Annotated in this window: 15 protein-coding genes and 1 riboswitch; of the genes, 13 read left to right on the top strand and 2 right to left on the bottom strand. The window is 52.5% G+C overall.

All coding sequences use genetic code 11. From position 1 onward, the window contains the following. Window positions 1-31: 31 nt before the first annotated feature. Together ACO0K8_RS13015 and ACO0K8_RS13010 are read left to right on the top strand one after the other, a co-directional pair. A complete protein-coding gene (locus tag ACO0K8_RS13015) occupies window positions 32-1075 on the top strand; it encodes a quinone-dependent dihydroorotate dehydrogenase (protein ID WP_422947085.1) in 1044 nt (347 codons plus the stop codon). A 52-nt stretch (window positions 1076-1127) separates the two neighbouring features. Then, a complete protein-coding gene (locus ACO0K8_RS13010; RefSeq protein WP_422947084.1) occupies window positions 1128-2171 on the top strand; it encodes an aldo/keto reductase in 1044 nt (347 codons plus the stop codon). Between the two features lie 25 nt (window positions 2172-2196). Here the strand turns inward: ACO0K8_RS13010 and ACO0K8_RS13005 are convergent, their stop codons facing one another. Continuing rightward, complete coding sequence (locus tag ACO0K8_RS13005; RefSeq protein ID WP_422947083.1) at window positions 2197-3153, bottom strand: peptidylprolyl isomerase; 957 nt, start codon at window positions 3151-3153, stop codon at window positions 2197-2199. Window positions 3154-3662: 509 nt separating this feature from the next. Here ACO0K8_RS13005 and ACO0K8_RS13000 point away from each other — a divergent pair. The 3 genes from ACO0K8_RS13000 to ACO0K8_RS12990 all read left to right on the top strand — a co-directional run bounded on the left by ACO0K8_RS13000 (window position 3663) and on the right by ACO0K8_RS12990 (window position 8342). Beyond that, window positions 3663-6554, top strand: coding sequence for a PAS domain S-box protein (locus tag ACO0K8_RS13000; protein WP_422947082.1), 2892 nt, complete (start codon window positions 3663-3665; stop codon window positions 6552-6554). A gap of 415 nt (window positions 6555-6969) precedes the next feature. Beyond that, window positions 6970-7983: an alpha/beta fold hydrolase gene (locus ACO0K8_RS12995; protein ID WP_422947081.1), complete on the top strand. Its 1014-nt coding sequence runs from the start codon at window positions 6970-6972 to the stop codon at window positions 7981-7983. 95 nt (window positions 7984-8078) lie between these two features. After that, window positions 8079-8342, top strand: a complete 264-nt coding sequence (locus tag ACO0K8_RS12990) for a DUF2164 domain-containing protein (RefSeq protein WP_422947080.1) — start codon at window positions 8079-8081, stop codon at window positions 8340-8342. 81 nt (window positions 8343-8423) lie between these two features. On the opposite strand, the gene ribB is transcribed toward ACO0K8_RS12990, so the two are convergent. Beyond that, window positions 8424-9104, bottom strand: coding sequence for a 3,4-dihydroxy-2-butanone-4-phosphate synthase (gene ribB / locus ACO0K8_RS12985; RefSeq protein ID WP_422947079.1), 681 nt, complete (start codon window positions 9102-9104; stop codon window positions 8424-8426). A gap of 113 nt (window positions 9105-9217) precedes the next feature. After that, window positions 9218-9383: riboswitch (FMN riboswitch) on the bottom strand. A 254-nt stretch (window positions 9384-9637) separates the two neighbouring features. Between ribB and ACO0K8_RS12980 the strand changes: the two genes are divergently transcribed. The 8 genes from ACO0K8_RS12980 to cobA all read left to right on the top strand — a co-directional run bounded on the left by ACO0K8_RS12980 (window position 9638) and on the right by cobA (window position 17368). Beyond that, window positions 9638-10150, top strand: a complete 513-nt coding sequence (locus ACO0K8_RS12980) for a DUF6882 domain-containing protein (RefSeq protein ID WP_422947078.1) — start codon at window positions 9638-9640, stop codon at window positions 10148-10150. Between the two features lie 245 nt (window positions 10151-10395). Then, window positions 10396-11169, top strand: coding sequence for a sulfite exporter TauE/SafE family protein (locus tag ACO0K8_RS12975; protein WP_422947077.1), 774 nt, complete (start codon window positions 10396-10398; stop codon window positions 11167-11169). A gap of 145 nt (window positions 11170-11314) precedes the next feature. Beyond that, window positions 11315-13021, top strand: coding sequence for a nitrite/sulfite reductase (locus ACO0K8_RS12970; RefSeq protein ID WP_422947076.1), 1707 nt, complete (start codon window positions 11315-11317; stop codon window positions 13019-13021). Between the two features lie 32 nt (window positions 13022-13053). Beyond that, window positions 13054-13587, top strand: coding sequence for a DUF934 domain-containing protein (locus tag ACO0K8_RS12965; RefSeq protein ID WP_422947075.1), 534 nt, complete (start codon window positions 13054-13056; stop codon window positions 13585-13587). After that, window positions 13584-14306: a phosphoadenylyl-sulfate reductase gene (locus tag ACO0K8_RS12960; protein WP_422947074.1), complete on the top strand. Its 723-nt coding sequence runs from the start codon at window positions 13584-13586 to the stop codon at window positions 14304-14306. Before ACO0K8_RS12965 ends, ACO0K8_RS12960 begins: the two co-directional genes overlap by 4 nt. Before the next feature lie 41 nt (window positions 14307-14347). Beyond that, the gene (gene cysD / locus ACO0K8_RS12955; protein ID WP_422947073.1) at window positions 14348-15283 is read left to right on the top strand and encodes a sulfate adenylyltransferase subunit CysD; all 936 of its coding nucleotides are present in this window, start codon (window positions 14348-14350) and stop codon (window positions 15281-15283) included. After that, window positions 15283-16632 (top strand): sulfate adenylyltransferase subunit 1, encoded by a 1350-nt coding sequence (locus ACO0K8_RS12950; RefSeq protein ID WP_422947072.1) that lies wholly within the window; start codon window positions 15283-15285, stop codon window positions 16630-16632. Before cysD ends, ACO0K8_RS12950 begins: the two co-directional genes overlap by 1 nt. Further along, window positions 16625-17368, top strand: a complete 744-nt coding sequence (cobA, locus tag ACO0K8_RS12945) for a uroporphyrinogen-III C-methyltransferase (RefSeq protein ID WP_422947071.1) — start codon at window positions 16625-16627, stop codon at window positions 17366-17368. The genes ACO0K8_RS12950 and cobA overlap by 8 nt, the downstream gene beginning before the upstream one ends. Window positions 17369-17477: the final 109 nt, after the last annotated feature.

Genomic DNA, 17477 nt, shown 5'->3' with positions numbered 1-17477 from the left:
ACTCCCCTTAAAATAACACTCATCTAGCATCATGCCCGACAAATTACTATATTCCCTGGTTCGACCTTTTCTCTTCTTTATGGACGCCGAAAGCGCCCACGATCTGACTCTACCTAGCTTGCGCCGCGCGCACGCGCTGGGTCTGACCAGCTTAATGGCAAAGCCAGTACAAGATACGCGCAAAGTCATGGGCATAGATTTCCCTAACCCCGTTGGTTTGGCGGCCGGTCTGGATAAAGATGGCCGCTATATCGATGCACTCGCTTCGCTAGGTTTTGGCTCTATAGAAATCGGCACGGTAACGCCACGCGCCCAGGCTGGCAACCCCAAGCCGCGTATGTTCCGCCTGCCGCAAGCGAACGCCATCATCAATCGCATGGGCTTCAACAATGGCGGCGTCGATGCCTTCGTCGCGAATGTCCAAGCTTCGCGTTTTTATCAAGACAAGCAAGGTGTACTCGGCCTGAACATCGGTAAGAACGCAGATACACCGATAGAACGCGCGGCCGAAGATTATCTGCACTGCCTGCAGAAGGTTTACCCTTACGCCAGCTATGTGACAGTGAATATTTCCTCCCCCAACACCAAAAACCTGCGCCAGTTGCAAGGAGCTGACGAACTCGACGCCCTGCTTTCACAACTCAAGGACGCGCAGCAAAGACTGGCCGATCAGCACAAACGCTATGTGCCTATCACCCTCAAAATTGCACCGGATATCGATAGCGAACAGATCAAGAACATTGCCGACGCTTTATTGCGTCACAAGATCGATGGCGTGATCGCCACCAACACCACCATCACGCGCGACGCCGTCAAAGGCTTGCACCATGGCGAAGAAACCGGCGGCCTCTCGGGCGAACCAGTGTTTGAATTATCGAATAAAGTGATACGCGCACTAAAATCGGAATTAGGCGATGCGTTGCCAATTATTGGCGTCGGTGGCATTTTCTCAGGTGTCGATGCCGTCACCAAAATGCAGGCCGGTGCGGCGCTGGTACAAGTGTATTCCGGCTTAATCTATCGCGGCCCTGCACTGGTGCGAGAATGCGCGGCGGCTCTGCTTAAGTCTGCCTAAACTGCTTTATTCCAACTCGATTGATTTTTTCTAGCATGCACGGAAATACAAAATGCGCCATACACAACTAGGCAAGAGTGATTTACAAGTCTCAAAAATTTGCCTCGGCACGATGACCTTCGGCGAGCAAAATACCGAGGCCGAAGCACACCGGCAGATCGATTACGCCTTAGAGCGCGGGATTAATTTCATCGACACCGCCGAACTTTATCCTGTTATGCCTCGCTCTAAAACGCAGGGTAAGACCGAAGAATTTATCGGCAGCTGGATCAAAAAATTCGGCAAACGCAATGAGATCGTACTGGCCACCAAAGTAGCCGGGCCGTCACGCGGGCTGGACTGGATACGTAAGGGTGAGAACGATCTGAATGCGCTGAATATACGCTCAGCGGTAGAAACCAGTCTGAAGCGTCTGCAAACCGATTACATCGATCTGTATCAGTTGCACTGGCCTAGCCGCAACGCGCCTATTTTCGGACAGAAAAACTTTGATCCTACGCTGGAACGACCATCTACCGCAATCGCCGAAACGCTGGCGGTACTGAGTGAATTGGTGAGCGAAGGAAAGATCCGCCATATCGGCGTCTCGAATGAAACAGCCTGGGGCGTTAGCGAATTTATCAAACAGGCTGAGCAACAAAATTTAGAGCGCATCATCAGCATACAAAACGCGTATAACCTGGTGAACCGTAGCTTTGAACAAGGTCTGGACGAAAGCTGCTTTCGAGATCATGTCAGTTTATTGGCCTACAGCCCACTGGCCTTCGGTCGTCTTACCAATAAATACACCGATGATCTGAACGCGCAAGGGCGGCTGACCCTGTTCCCGGCAACCTGGAGTCCGCGCTACATGCGCGCCGAGGTCGTCACAGCCAGCCAACGCTATGCCACGCTGGCGCGCGCGCATGGCATGACACCGGCCAGCATGGCCTTAGCCTGGTGCTACTCACGCTGGTTCGTCGCCAGCACCATCGTCGGTGCCACCAACCTGGTGCAGTTGAAGGAAAACATCGACGCTTTCGAGCTCACACTGAGCGAGGAAGTGGTGTCGTCTATCAATGCAATCCACGCGAAGATGAATAATCCGGCGCAGTAGACGGGCATCGCCAACGTCAGCGCGCTTACTTTTGCAGCCGAACCGGCAGCGGCACATTGCATAAGTCTATGTGCCCTGCCGGACGTTTATACCAGTCACCACCACGATTGCGCTGGGCCTCAACTACCGCCTTAAACAGCGCAGTATCGGTACGTAAAATTTCCAGTTTACTGCGCTCAGACTCAGGCACATCGGCGGCCAAGCGCATCGTCTTGATGGCTGTCATCTGCTCGACGCTTTCGTAAAAGCCCAAAGGCCCGGTGCCGCGTGGCAAACTTGAAATCAATTCCATGCCTTGCATCACGCGCCCTACCACCGTCACATTTCTATCCAGATGACGCGGCGCATTGCCATTCACCACATACAGAGAAGTACCGTCGCCGCTATTGGCATCGTTGCCGCGCCCTACCCCTACACTGCCATAGCAATGTGCCAACCAGGTTTGATGCATTTTGGGATCGCGTGCCGCCGCAAAGCCATCCACATGACCGACCTGCGGCGCATAGCCATCCACATCCGGCAAGCGGCTAAATGCCTTGCCCACCTTGCCTGAATTGGCCGTCGCAATCGAGACGCTGAATTCAGGATCGCTGTTTGTCAGTGTCGATTTGACGACGCGCTTTTTGGCGGCATCTTCTTCATTCGGATCGCCCCACTGCGCCACATAATTATCTTGCGAACGCAGGATGGCGAGCCCGTCGAAATAGCCTTCGCGCACCAAAGCCTTGATATTCGCGACATGTTGAGGCGCGAATCCGGGTGCCAGCTCTATCACCACACGGCCTTTTTCCAGTTCCAGATACAGGGTGTTTTCCGGATGTAATGGACGCCAGTCGGTCGCGGTCGAGCTCTTGAGCAACTCGCTCATCGCTGGTTTAGTTATTGTGGCGGCGGCCACCCCAATCGAGCATCCCAGCAACAATGCTCCCGCTAGGAAACCGCACGCAACTGAGGACGCAGAGTCAAATCTGAAAACTTTCATTGGAAGCTCCAACAGTGAAGATGAATCAAGCAAGCAAGGAACACGAGCTTACGCAAGCATGGTGGCTTTGTCCAGAGTGGGGCAGCATCCCCTAGAGCGCATACCTACAAATTAAAAACGGCATGCCTCAGCGCGCATATTCCATGCGGGTTACCAGCCATGCCGGGCTGCAAGGCGCATGGAATATGCGCGCTAGGCCGGTCGGGAATTTCTAAAACCGTATTTCTAGAGCGTATGCCTTTGTTGCACATCCTCGCAATACCGACGTATTGCTACGGTGTGCGCCGCGGTCTGCATCTCTATCAATGAGGTTTTTAAAAGTTCCCGGTCGCATATTGGCGACGCAATCCTGCAGCTAGATAAATGCTTCGCCATTTTAGGAGCCGCTTTCGGCGCAGCGGCCGGTAACCGACATGTTCCAGTTTTGCGCATCGCCACACAAAAATAGTTTGAATTTACTTGCAGGTGTGCGATTCTAGCAGCACAGTACATTCACCTCAGGAATAGGTATGCTTAACTCCGGGCATAGCATCATCGCGGCTTACGCTAAACGTTTGCGCGTGCTCGCTCTAGCCCTGATTTTTTGCGCTGCTGGCTCTGCCAGCCATAGCGCCCCCAGTGCCGCGACCGCAAGCTTGTCGGCCCCGGTGCAGTCCTCGATCATTCTGCAGCAAGCTCCATTAGATAAACGGGTTTTGATACTGGTCGCCAATGGCTTTGGTGGCCGCACTTTAGATCTGTACGTGGCAGGCCTGATGGATGGGCTCAAAAAAGGTGGTATCAAGAGTGGCGACATCTACGTCGAATACCTCGATTTAGCGCGCGGCACAAACGATCTATTTCGTCAGCAACTAGCTCGGCTATTGACCGAAAAATATTCTCGCATACAGCTTGATCTGTTGTTTTGCGTGCAGCAACCTAGCCTGAATTTTTTACTCAACGAAGGCAAACAGTTGGCTCCGCTCAGTCCGGTCTTTATCCGCGGTGCCAAATTAGCGCCTGGTGCCGCGCTCGGTCAGCGGCAATTCGTCTCGCAGACCGCGCAACTCGATTATGCTGGCACGATACAAAGAGCGATGGAACTTTTTCCCGACACCACCCAGCTGGTCGTGGTACAGGGCAACAGCGAACTGGAACAAGAACGCAAAAAAGATCTGGACCTGGCACTGGTGAGATGGCGCGACAAGTTACAAGTCACGGATACCACTTCCCTAAGTTTTAAAGAAATTCACAGCAAGCTCAGCACATTGCCGCAACACAGCATCATATTGGGAGCGGGTTTCATGCGTGACGCCAAAGGCGAGTTTTTTGTAGCGGCCGAAGCTCTCGGCGAATTATCAAGAATCGCTAACGCACCTTTTTTCGTGCTGTATGACAGCATGCTAGGCAGTGGTGCAGTGGGCGGCATGGTGTCACGGATAGAGGAAGATGCGCGCTCATTTTCCCAGATGGCGGTCGATGTGTTAAGTGGCGCGACCCAGCTAAGCGGGCAAGTGAACCGGGCACCCGGCACATTGACACCGCTCTTCGACTGGCTTCAGTTACAGCGCTGGCACGCCGATCTGAGCAAGCTACCAGCCAACACCGAATTCATCAACAAACCGGTATCGCTGTGGGATCACTATGCCGCCTACTTTATCGGCATCGTGGTATTGATACTGCTGCTGTGTGCTTTTGTGCTCGCCCTGATCATACAAAATCGCCAACGCCAAGTGGCAGAAACCCGTTACCGTGTGCTGGTCGAACAAGCGCCGGAAGCCATCTTGGTGGTCGATTTCGATACCAAATTTATTATCGATGCCAATCCCAGCGCAGAAAAACTGCTCAACTGCACGCGTGACGAGCTGTTAAACAGTAACGTACGCCGACTGTATGCAGACCAACAGCCGGACGGTTTGCCAGTAGAACTGACCCGCATACGCAACGTAGAGCGCGCCCTGGCCGGCGAATCTATTCTGGTAGAGCGCGTCATGCGCACCTTCGATGGTCGCGAACTTCAGTGCGACCTGCGCCTGGTCAGGCTACCGGATATACGACGCCGCTTATTACGCGTCAGCCTGGTAGATGTCACGCTGCGCAAACTGGCCGAAGCGCAAGTATTACAGCTGAACCGGCGTCTACAGGCCTTGCTCGATGCGGCGCAGGAGATCGCCATTATCTCTACCGACGCCAACGGACGCGTTACCGTATTTAATCAGGGTGCAGAAAAGATGCTGGGTTACGCCGAGTCTGAAATACGCGGAAAATCGCCGGCTTTTTTACATCTGACCGACGAAGTCAATCAGCGCGCCGCGTTCCTGACCCAGCAACTGGGACGCCCTATCGCCGCTTTCGAAACCTTCGTGGCGTTGACACGCGATGGCGCTTCCGATATCCAAACCTGGACCTACGTACGTAAGGACGGACGACACTTGCAAGTGTCGCTGGCGGTCAGTGCAGTACGTGACGAGCACGGCTTGATCAATGGCTTTCTTGGAATTGCAATCGACATCAGCCAGCGCCTGGCGGCCGAAAGGGAGTTTATTCAACTCAATCAAGAACTCGATCTGCGAGTACAAGAGCGCACCCAGGCACTGCAAAGCTCGACCGAGCAATTGCAACAGGCGCTCAATCATTTGCGTCAGATGCAAGACAAATTAGTGCAATCAGAAAAATTGGCAGCACTCGGTTCTATCGTGGCAGCGGTCGCGCACGAGCTCAATACACCGATCGGTAATTGCCTGACAGTTGCCAGTGCCTTCAATGACAAGACCCAGGATTTTGAAAAACAGATCCATGCCGGCCAATTACGCCGTTCGCATCTTACTGTCTATACGGAAGATGCACACAACGCCATGCAACTGCTTTTACGCGGTTTGCAACGCGCAGTTGAACTAGTGAGCAATTTTAAACAGGTGGCAGTGGACCAGGGTAGCGAGCAGCGCCGGCAGTTCATGCTAAAAGAAGTCGCAGACAGTGTTGTAGCCCTCATGAGTGCTAGCCTGCAGAAAAAAAACTATCAAATAGCAATGCGGATAGACCATGATCTGAATATGGATAGCTACCCCGGAGCGATAGAACAGGTGATCGCCAACCTCATCAATAACTCGGTGTTGCATGGCTTTGATGGCCGCACACATGGTCTGATCCAGCTGCAGGCCGAGCGGGATGGCGAGCATATCGTACTAACCTACGGCGATGATGGAGCTGGCATGTCGGAGGACATCCTCAGCCACATTTTTGACCCTTTTTTTACCACCCGCATGGGCACCGGTGGCAGCGGTTTGGGGATGAGCATTTGCCACAACCTGATCATGGGGCCACTCGGTGGCAGTATCGACGTCAGCAGCGTACCCGGCCACGGCAGCAGTTTTCACATTATCTTGCCACGCGTCGCCCCCAAAGCGAAAGACGACTCATAACGATCACGATGGCAAGAGCTATGGTCAGGCTGGCACCCGGCTCAATTAAATGCTCTATGGATTGCTCTATGGATTGCTCTATGGATTGTTCGATTGATTGTTCGATTGATTGTTCGATTGATTGTTCGAGCAGCTAAGCTCAAACATAGGCAATCAGACATTAGCGCGAATTGATACAAACTCAAATCCCAATTGAATAGTGCACGCCCCGCTCGCGCAGATCCCATGCGCCTTAGCGGGCAGGCTGCCTGGAAAGACGCATGGAATATGCGCCGTGACGTTGCTGCTTGGCGCCACGCTATCGTGCATTTATTCGTACGTTAAACCTGGTCGCATTTTTCGACAAGCTGAGCTATTATGCAACTCGTTCGGACTTACTGACGCCTGATTTTAACCACTTCAACGAGCGCAAACCATGACAAAACCTTTGGTAAATTTGATCTTGATCACGGCAACTGCTGTCTGTGCCAGCAGCGCTTTTTCCGACCCTGTTATCGATGCTGCGATACAAAATACCTTTTCGCATGCTCAGCAAATGGTCGATATCGGCGGCCGTCGCCTCAACCTGTATTGCAGCGGCGTTGGCACGCATACCGTGATCTTCGACGCGCCTTCGGGTGATTCTGGCTGGAGCTGGCTAACGGTGCAACCGGAAGTAGCGAAACTGAGCCGTGCTTGCGTTTATGACCGCGCCGGCCTGGGTTTTAGCGACCCAGCGATCCGCCCTGGCACCTCAGAAAATGCGGTAGAGGATTTACACACTTTACTTAGCAATGCCGGCATCCAACCACCTTACATCATGGTCGGTAATTCGTATGGCGGCGCCAACGTGCAGCTGTACGCGTATCGCTATCCAGATCAGGTAAGCGGACTGGTGCTGGTGGAGGCTGGCCATGAAGATGAAAGCGCTCGTCAGAACGTGGTCACGAAAGGAAAACTCGCACAATTTTATGCGATGATCAATGCGATAGAGAAAACCTGCGTGACTCAAGCCGAGCAAGGTTTTAAACCGGGCAGCGAGCCGCTAGCCACGTGTATGGCTGGCATGGGATCGGATTATGGGCGGCAACTCGACGCGGCGCAGTTTGCTGTAAGAATTTCGCCTGATTACTGGCGGGCCAGAGCCTCGGAGAGCTCGCAGTTTGAACTCAGTGATGCGCAACTACGCGCCGCGCGGCGCTCATTCGGATCGCTACCGCTGGTGGTCTTATCACGCGGCATCAGCCCTTATGCCGAACCAGGCAAACCACAGAGCGCTTTAAACAAGGCCTCCGAAAATGAAAATCTAGCACTACATAAAGAGATGGCGGGTTTATCCACACGTGGTGTACACAGAGTGGTTGCCGGTGCTGGTCACGTGATACAAGCGAGCCACCCGGAGGCCGTCGTCAATGCGGTAGCCGAGGTGCTCAGTCAAACTCAGCACTAAGCGCTCTAAGCCGCTGAGTTGGCACCGATGTCAATATACCCAACTCCAAACAACGCCATTTGTAAAAATAGACAAGTAAAAACAAGGAAATAGCAGTGAGTATCAAACTAGAAAAAGAAACGCAAAAACAAGCCATCGATTCCTTACAGCGCTATTTCGATGTCAATATGGAAGAGCGCATAGGCAATCTGCAGGCGTCTGCCCTGCTTGATTTTTTACTTGAAGAGATCGGTCCTAGCATCTACAACCAGGCCGTGCGGGATTCCCAAAATCACTTGCAGCAACGCGTACAGGAACTCGATATCGATGTGCATGAAGCAGAATTTTCTTACTGGCAAAACCAAAAGAAGCGTCGCTAACTGCAACTAGCGGTGAAATAACGATCTACTCACCGCTAGTAAGAAAAACACCGTGACGACTATCGCCACGGCAATTTTTAATTACACGACTTGTCGCAAACGATAGTCCGCCAATTCAGCGATCGTCAATATCACCAGATCGTGCGACAGGGCATAGTGCGCGATTTCTTCGCCCTTGGCCATGCTGCCGTCAGGATTCATCAACTCGCATAACACTGCAGCTGGCAACAGACCGGCCATCTGCGCCAGATCCACTGAACCTTCGGTGTGACCTCGCCGGCTTAACACGCCACCGGGCGCGGCGCGCAAAGGGAAGACATGGCCAGGTCGGGCCAAATCATCAGGTTGCGCATCAACGGCAATGGCCGCCAATACCGTCGTGACGCGATCTGCCGCTGAAACCCCAGTGGTGACACCATGCTTGGCTTCGATACTGATGGTGAAGGCGGTGCCGTAACGGCTGTCGTTGTGGACGACCATAGGCGGCAAGGCCAGTTGCTGCAGCTTCTCGTCAGTCAGACACAGACAGACGATGCCGCTGCCATCGCGTATCATGCGCGCCATAGAAGCGACGCTGATTTTCTCGGCGGCGACAATCAGATCGGCCTCGTTTTCTCTATAAGCGTCATCCATCAACAAGACTGGACGACCTTGACGCAAATCGGCTAAAGCACGCGCCAATCTTGGCTCGAAGGGAGGAAGTGAAATGACGGCTGGATCTACTGCAGCAGTCGGGGAAGGGATTAACTTAGTAATTAACATATGAAACGCTCCGCAAAAGTTAAGTGCAAAAGACGTTTCAGGGGATGTGATTCGCCAACGCACAAACGCTCCCCCGGTTCACCAAGTAAACAGGGGGGAGACGTTCAGGCTTGGCGCATCTTCTCTCATCCGGACTATCACCGTCGGCCCTGGAATCACACCAGATCTGCTGACCTTGCAAAAAATCCATGCAAGCGCTCGCGGGCTTGTTCAGACACAAAAAATCCTGTGTCTAAATTTACCGCCGGTGGGGAATTACACCCCGCCCTGAAGACGTACAACCTGCCGGCATTGCCGGCTTGAGGATTATACGCAACAAACGCGGCATTTTGCTGTCGAAAAAGCTAGACGGCTTGCTCAAATACGCTTTCCGCTTTACATTGTGCCCTCAGTAAATATGTAACAATAAATTGCCACACATCATTTTTAGTGACTAAAAATGCTACACTGTCGCCGCAAAATGCCTATGTCCAATTTTACAGTTTCAATTGCCGCCTGCCATGTTAAGCAAGTCTTGTAGTCTGGAATAAGTGATGCTGAGTTCCTTCAAAAAACGTCGTGACATTGAAGACACTATTGTGACTAGCCTAGAGGCCGCGCACACGCACACTGCTGTCCACCGAGAAAAGTGGCGCCTGGGAGAAGAGAAGACCTGGAATCTCGATCAAAACCACGGACAGATACTTTTCTCATTTGCCGACGGCATGCAAGCCTTAGCACCGGTGCAAATCATAGGCACCCTCGATCCTCTAACCGAGATGTTCACCTGGGCTTGGCGCCACCCCACCGTACTGGCGGCGCTGCAAAAAAACGCTTTGCGCGTAAAAGCCTTCGGCAAGCAACATCGAGCAAATGAACTGATCAAAAAAATCGTCCCCTGCTCAGAAAAAAGAGCCTGGGAATATACCGCGCTGGCGATGCATCTGAGTGCCTATCAAGGCATCTACCGCGCCAAGGCAAATAACGGTAGTCTGGTCTTCATGAATTTCGACGAAGTACTACTGACGCATATCAATCCCAACAAGTCCTTGCGCGCCAGCGCTTAGCGGCCCCGTCCAGAACGCAAGCCCCATGCGGCTTAGCGCCGTGATGCCTTGAAGAGCCGCATGTAGTATGCGCACTGGCAGCATAGTGTTTTCACAAAAAAACTTTATGTACTGTTCTTCTAACCAGATGTACTGCCTGCCAAGCACATTTCCATATATCAAAACCGCATATAAGCAAATAAATACTAAGTAGTTTGGAATAAAGGACCAATTACTTAAGATGCACTTACTTTGCGGAAGGCACTATGACTTTAACCTATATTATTTCTGGTTTTGCAGTTGGTACTCTGGTCGGACTGACCGGGGTAGGTGGCGGCTCGCTGATGACGCCTTTACTGACGCTCTTGTTTGGCGTCTCACCAGCAGTGGCGGTTGGTACCGATCTCGCTTTTGCCTCTATCACCAAGGCGACCGGCACGTTTACCCACAGATTACGCGGCTCGGTCGAATGGGATGTGGTGCGTCTGCTGTGCTACGGCGCCCTGCCTGCGGCTTTGGTGGCGACTCTGGGTTTGAAATACTTTGGCGGTATCAATAAAGAAATCGGCCAAATTATCCGTTATTCCATCGCCTGCTCGGTATTGCTCACCGTGGTGGCCTTGCTGTTTAAAGGCAAAATGCTGGCTTGGTTGAATCAACATCCAGAAAAACAATTGCATGGCCGCAAACTAGCGGCCGCCACAATCATCTCTGGTGCAGTACTGGGTTTATTGGTAACAATATCCTCAATCGGTGCCGGTGCTATCGGTGCCACCTTACTGGTCATGCTCTACCCGCGCATGCCTGCCGCGCACATTGCCGGCACCGACATTGCCTATGCAGTACCCCTAACCGCGATCGCGGCGATCGGCCACTGGTGGCTAGGCTCTATCAATTGGGAGTTATTGGGATCTTTGCTGTTGGGCTCTTTACCTGGTATCACGCTCGGCTCTATGGCGGCCAAGGCAGTTCCGGAGCGCATATTACGCGGAGTGCTAGCGACAACGCTTACGCTGGTTGCTGCTAAACTGGTACTTTAATTTGCCGTTGTTTGTTTGCCGGGCAAGAGCGAAGCCAGACCACACAATTTTGTTTATTAGCTTATTGGTTTATTAATAGTTTACGCGCGCCGTTCAGCGTCTATTTTTCAGCGATTTTTTTAGCGCATTTTTAGGGATATTCACGATGTATCGTTACGATCAGCATGATCACCAAATCATCAAGGAACGCATTGCGCAATACCGCGATCAGGTACGCCGTCGCCTTGCCGATGAACTGACCGAAGAAGAATTCTTGCCTTTGCGTTTGCAAAATGGCTTGTACATGCAGCGCCATGCCTACATGCTGCGCGTAGCGGTCCCTTACGGCATGTTGTCATCGGTACAGATGCGTAAATTTGCCCATATCGCGCGCAAATATGACCGTGGATATGGCCATTTCACCACGCGTCAGAATATTCAGTACAACTGGATCAATCTGGAAGAAACGCCGGAGATTTTAGAAGAATTGGCTTCGGTAGAAATGCACGCAATCCAGACCTCTGGCAATTGCATGCGCAATATTACTTCGGATGAATTTGCCGGTGTGGCTGCGGACGAAATTATCGATCCGCGCCCTTACGCCGAGATTTTGCGCCAGTGGACCACCTTTCATCCTGAGTTTGCCTATTTACCGCGCAAATTCAAGATCGCTATCAATGGCTCGCTGGAAGACCGCGCCGCGATTGCGGTACACGATATCGGTCTGACCGTAGTGCATAACGCGCAAGGCGAAGTCGGCTTTAAAGTCATGGTCGGCGGCGGCATGGGCCGCACCCCGATACTCGGTAGCGTGATCCGCGAGTTCCTGCCATGGCAGCATGTGATGACGTATCTGGAAGCGATCCTACGCATCTACAACCAGCACGGCCGCCGTGACAATAAATACAAGGCGCGTATCAAGATTTTGGTCAAAGCGATAGGCCCAGACGTTTTTGCGGCGCAGGTAGAGGCTGAATGGGCTGATATTAAAGATGGCCCGGCGACCCTGACGCAGGCGGAACTGCAGCGGGTTGCGGCGTATTTCGGCGCGCCCGAATATGCAGCATTGCCTAGCGTTGATGCAGAGTTTGAACAGCACAAGGCAGACAACAAGGCATTCGCTAACTGGATCAAACGTAACGTTAAACCGCATAAGGTGGCTGGTTACGCCAGCGTGGTGTTGTCATTGAAAAAACCTGGCGTGCCACCCGGTGATGCAACTGCCGATCAGATCGATTTTGTCGCTGATCTGGCCGAACGTTACAGCTTTGCCGAGTTGCGCGTGACGCATGAGCAAAATCTGGTGCTATCGGATGTACAGCAAGCGCAGTTGTTTGATTTATGGAAAGAAGCCAAGGCGCACGGTCTGGCAACGCCTAACGTTGGTTTACTGACCGATATGATCTGCTGCCCGGGTGGTGATTTCTGCTCGCTGGCGAATGCAAAATCTATCCCGATTGCGCTCGATATTACCGACCGATTTAATGAGCTCGATTACCTGCACGATATCGGTGAACTGGAACTAAACATCTCGGGTTGCATCAATGCATGCGGCCATCATCATGTCGGCAATATCGGTATCCTGGGTGTGGATAAAGATGGCAGCGAGTTCTATCAGGTTTCTATCGGTGGTGCGCAGGGTAATAATGCGGCAATCGGCAAGATCATAGGACCATCGTTTGCCGCCGGTCAGATGCCGGAAGTAATAGAACGTATCGTCGCCGTGTATCTGCGTGATCGCATAGAAAATGAACGCTTCATCGACACTGCGCAAAGAATTGGTATTGCACCATTTAAAGAATATGTCTACGCCACGCCCATCAAGACCTTTGAGCAGCACGGCGAAGATGCTGGCACTGTCGTTTCCTACTAAATGCCGTACTAAGTTCGTAAGAGAGTATTGAAATGCGTGAAATTATTAAAGACCAAACCATAGTGCAAGACGATTGGACAGTATTGCGCCTGGCTGAAGGTGAAACGCCGGATGCGATTGAAGTGCCCGCTGGCAAGCAGATTATTCCCTTGCAAGTGTGGCTGATACAGCGCGAAGAACTGAGCGCACGTTTAAAAAAGAATCAGGATCTGGCGATCTGGTTTGGCAGTGCCGAACAGGCTAAGGATCTCGGTGCAGATGCAGCGTTATTTCCTGTGCTGGCAGTGGATTTCCCTAAGTTTTCGGATGGTCGCGGCTATTCGATCGCCTACAACATTCGCAGCCGTCTTGGCTATACCGGTGAAGTACGCGCCATCGGGGACGTTTTGCGTGATCAATTGTTTTACATGCAGCGCGTAGGCTTCAATGCCTTTGCCACGCGTGAAGACCGCAACATACAAGATGCGATCAAGGGTTTAACGGATTTCAGCGAAAAATACCAGACTTCATGGGATGAAAAAAACCCGCTATTCCGCCGTGCTGAAAGAACTGGATTACCTGTATGAGCAGCGCCAATTTTGACAGCCTTTTAAGCGCAACCACCGCAACACTGGAGCGTATCGCCAACGAGTTTACTCCGGCGGTATTCGCCTCCAGTTTAGCGGCGGAAGACATGGTGCTCACCGACCTGATCTTGCGTAACAAATTGGCGATAGCTATCTTCTCGCTGGAAACCGGCCGCCTGCACGCCGAAACTCTGGGTATGTTGGATCGCATCAAGGAAACCTATGGCAGCGAGATCGCCTTGTTCAAACCTGAGGCCGCTGCGGTAGAAAATTACGTTGCGAGCAATGGTCTTAACGCTTTTTACGACAGCGTGGAGATGCGCAAGGAATGCTGCCGTATCCGCAAGATAGAACCACTGAATCGTGCACTGGCAGGCAACAAGGCATGGGTCACAGGCCAACGTCGCGCCCAATCAACTACCCGCACCGAACTCAATGTGCAGGAAGATGATGCAGCGCATGATATGCAAAAATTCAATCCTCTGGCCGATTGGTCAGAAGAGGATGTCTGGCACTATATTCGTAGCAATAATGTGCCTTACAACCCTTTGCATGACAAAGGCTATCCGTCGATAGGCTGCGAACCCTGTACCCGCGCCATACAGCCAGGTGAAGATGTGCGTGCTGGCCGCTGGTGGTGGGAGAACCCAGAATCCAAAGAATGCGGATTGCATGTGGTGGATGGTAAACTGATACGGATTAAATCAGTCGCAAATTAGTCGCAAAAAAATTAAAAGAGTTATCGTCAAAGGTAAAGTATATGAATAGCGCAGTAGAAAAAAGTTTTATTGATGCCGCGAGTAATCGCCATCTCGATTGGCTGGAATCGGAAGCCATCCACATCATGCGTGAAGTCGCCGCTGAATGCGCCAACCCTGCTTTGCTGTTTTCGGGCGGTAAAGATTCCGTTGTGATGCTGCGCATCGCAGAAAAAGCCTTCCGTCCAGGTAAGTTCCCTTTCCCGCTGGTGCATATAGATACCGGCCATAATTTTTCCGAAGTCATCACTTTCCGCGACAAAAAAGTGGCAGAACTGGGCGAGCGCCTGATCGTCGGTTCGGTCGAAGATTCGATCAAGCGCGGCACCGTGCGTTTGCGCAATCCTGCCACCGACTCACGCAATGCGGCGCAAGCGGTAACGCTGCTAGAAACCATTGCCGAACATAAGTTTGACGCTTGCATGGGTGGCGCCCGCCGAGATGAAGAAAAAGCCCGCGCCAAAGAGCGTATCTTTTCTTTCCGCGATGAGTTTGGCCAATGGAATCCAAAAGCCCAGCGCCCTGAACTATGGGATCTGTACAACACCCGCGTTCACCCTGGTGAAAACATGCGCGTCTTCCCTATCTCGAACTGGACTGAGCTCGATGTATGGCAATATATCGCCCGCGAAAAACTCGAACTGCCACCGATTTACTTTGCGCATGAACGTCAAGTGATCCCACGCAATGGCTTGCTTGTGCCATTGACTGATCTGACGCCGGCCCGCGCAGGGGAAACGGTAGAGACGCAAGTGGTGCGCTTCCGCACGGTTGGGGATATTTCCTGCACCTGCCCGGTATCGTCCGATGCGGCGACGGTAGAAGCGATTATCGCTGAAACCGCAATTACCCAAATCACAGAACGCGGCGCTACCCGCATGGATGATCAGACCTCAGAGTCCTCCATGGAAAAACGTAAAAAAGAAGGATATTTCTAATGAGCGCAGTTAATTCCGCAGTTACATCATCGATAGTTTCGGCCACACCTATCATTCAAGACGCCACCAGAGAACGCGGTCTGTTACGTTTCATCACCGCTGGCTCAGTCGATGATGGCAAGAGCACGCTGATCGGCCGCCTGCTGTTTGACAGCAAGGGCATTTTTGCCGACCAGTTAGATGCGATGTCACGCGCCAAACACAAGCGTACCGTAGGTGATACGATAGATCTATCTCTGCTGACAGACGGCCTGGAAGCAGAACGTGAACAAGGCATTACCATCGATGTAGCCTACCGTTATTTCGCCACACCTAAACGCAAGTTCATCATCGCCGATACGCCAGGCCACGAGCAATACACACGCAACATGGTGACTGGTGCATCGACCGCTGACGCCGTCATCATTTTGATCGACGTCTCCAAGGTCAAACTCGGGGACGACGGCAGCGTCGAGTTACTGACGCAAACTAAGCGCCATTCAACCATTGCGCATTTGCTGCAGATCGAACACGTGGTAGTAGCTGTCAACAAGATGGATCTGGTCAACTACGATCAGACCGTGTACGACCGCATCGTCGCCGAATACCAGAAATTTGCGCTGCAACTGGGCCTCAAAGACATCACCCCGATTCCCTTGTCTGCCTTGGCGGGCGATAACGTGGTGACCGCCAGTGACAAACTAGCCTGGTACAAGGGCCCTACCCTGATAGCCTTACTTGAATCATTAAGTGTCTATGATGAATGTCATGACGAGCCTTTCCGTTTCCCGGTACAACTGGTCGCGCGTCACAATGGCCATGAAGCCAATGATTTCCGTGGCTACATGGGGCGTATCGAAGCCGGTAAAGTCAGCCGTGGCGACAAATTAATTGTGCAACCTGGCGGTCAGAGCGCTACCGTCAAGGACATCCAAACTCTAGATGGTTCACTGGAAACGGCTGTAGTCGGCCAATCCGTCACCATCTTGCTCGATGAATACATCGACATCTCACGCGGCGATATGCTGGCGTCAATTGATCGCCCTGCTACCTTACTTAAAACCGTCACTGCTGATCTGTGCTGGTTGTCGGAAGACGCTTTGGATGTGCGTCGCCGTTACTGGCTCAAGCACACCACGCGTCAGGTCGCCGCCAAAGTCACTGCGGTTGATACGCTATTGGATATCAACACGCAAGAACGTCGCCCTGCCACGACCTTGAATCTGAACGACATCGCTCGCGTCACTATCAATGTGCAACAAGCTCTGGCGGCTGATGCCTACGATGACTTGCGCTCTACTGGTGCCTTCATCCTGATCGATGAAGTCACACATCAAACCGTCGCTGCCGGGATGATACGTCTTGCCTAACAAGGCTAATCCCCAGCTACCCGGCACGGGGTTTGGTACCGTTTATCTGATCGGTGCCGGGCCTGGCGCGGCCGACCTGATCACGGTGCGCGGTGCCCGTCTGCTAGCAATGGCAGACGTGGTCTTGCATGATGCCCTGGTGACCCCAGAGATGTTGGAGCTATGTCCGCAGGCGATCAAAATTCCGGTAGGCAAACGCAGCGGTCTACGTTCGGCGGCGCAATCCTTCATCAATCAGCAAATAATAGAATCGGCGCTGCGCTATCCACTGGTAGTGCGCTTAAAAGGTGGCGATCCTATGCTGTTTGGGCGCGCCGATGAAGAGATGAGCGCGATGGAAGAGGCTGGTATTTATTTTGAAATCGTACCCGGCATCACCACAGCTGTAGCGGCGGCGGCCAGCGTGCGCCAGCCACTGACTAAGCGCGGCGTCGCCCGCAGTGTGGCATTTTTTACTTCCAGCACCGCACCTGGTGAAGATGCCGACACCCGTCTGCCTGATTGCGATACGCTGGTGCAGTACATGGGAGGCAAGGAAGCGATACTCACCGCGCAACGTATGTTGGCGGCCGGCCACCCGCCAACTCTCCCGCTGATTGCGATAGAAAACTGCAGTCGTCCTAACGAACGCTGGCAACACCTGACACTGGCTGATTTATCGCAAGGTTTAGCTGCCTGCGAAGGTCCGGTCTTGGTCATGATGGGTGAAGCGATGCGCCAGCGCAAATCCCGATAATTGCAGCGAACAGCTTCTATCACATAGCAACGCTATCAGCCGTTCATTCCAGGTTCTTATGCTCAGAACGGCTGCATCGTCCGTTCTGATCCCCCTCTTAGACATCCAC

It is taken from the genome of Undibacterium sp. Ren11W (assembly GCF_049340485.1).
In the GTDB taxonomy this organism is placed as follows: domain Bacteria; phylum Pseudomonadota; class Gammaproteobacteria; order Burkholderiales; family Burkholderiaceae_D; genus Undibacterium.
Note: the sequence above shows the minus strand (reverse complement) of the source record. Positions and strands in the feature narration are given on the sequence as shown.

Excerpts from the sequence above, each read along its gene's own strand:
- ACO0K8_RS13000 (WP_422947082.1), top strand. The coding sequence starts at position 3,663 with ATGCTTAACTCCGGGCATAGCATCATCGCGGCTTACGCTAAACGTTTG.
- ACO0K8_RS12970 (WP_422947076.1), top strand. The coding sequence starts at position 11,315 with ATGTATCGTTACGATCAGCATGATCACCAAATCATCAAGGAACGCATT.
- ACO0K8_RS12965 (WP_422947075.1), top strand. The coding sequence starts at position 13,054 with ATGCGTGAAATTATTAAAGACCAAACCATAGTGCAAGACGATTGGACA.
- ACO0K8_RS12960 (WP_422947074.1), top strand. The coding sequence starts at position 13,584 with ATGAGCAGCGCCAATTTTGACAGCCTTTTAAGCGCAACCACCGCAACA.
- ACO0K8_RS13005 (WP_422947083.1), bottom strand. The coding sequence starts at position 3,153 with ATGAAAGTTTTCAGATTTGACTCTGCGTCCTCAGTTGCGTGCGGTTTC.
- ACO0K8_RS13015 (WP_422947085.1), top strand. The coding sequence starts at position 32 with ATGCCCGACAAATTACTATATTCCCTGGTTCGACCTTTTCTCTTCTTT.
- ACO0K8_RS12975 (WP_422947077.1), top strand. The coding sequence starts at position 10,396 with ATGACTTTAACCTATATTATTTCTGGTTTTGCAGTTGGTACTCTGGTC.
- ribB (WP_422947079.1), bottom strand. The coding sequence starts at position 9,104 with ATGTTAATTACTAAGTTAATCCCTTCCCCGACTGCTGCAGTAGATCCA.
- ACO0K8_RS12995 (WP_422947081.1), top strand. The coding sequence starts at position 6,970 with ATGACAAAACCTTTGGTAAATTTGATCTTGATCACGGCAACTGCTGTC.
- ACO0K8_RS12980 (WP_422947078.1), top strand. The coding sequence starts at position 9,638 with ATGCTGAGTTCCTTCAAAAAACGTCGTGACATTGAAGACACTATTGTG.
- ACO0K8_RS12950 (WP_422947072.1), top strand. The coding sequence starts at position 15,283 with ATGAGCGCAGTTAATTCCGCAGTTACATCATCGATAGTTTCGGCCACA.
- cysD (WP_422947073.1), top strand. The coding sequence starts at position 14,348 with ATGAATAGCGCAGTAGAAAAAAGTTTTATTGATGCCGCGAGTAATCGC.
- ACO0K8_RS13010 (WP_422947084.1), top strand. The coding sequence starts at position 1,128 with ATGCGCCATACACAACTAGGCAAGAGTGATTTACAAGTCTCAAAAATT.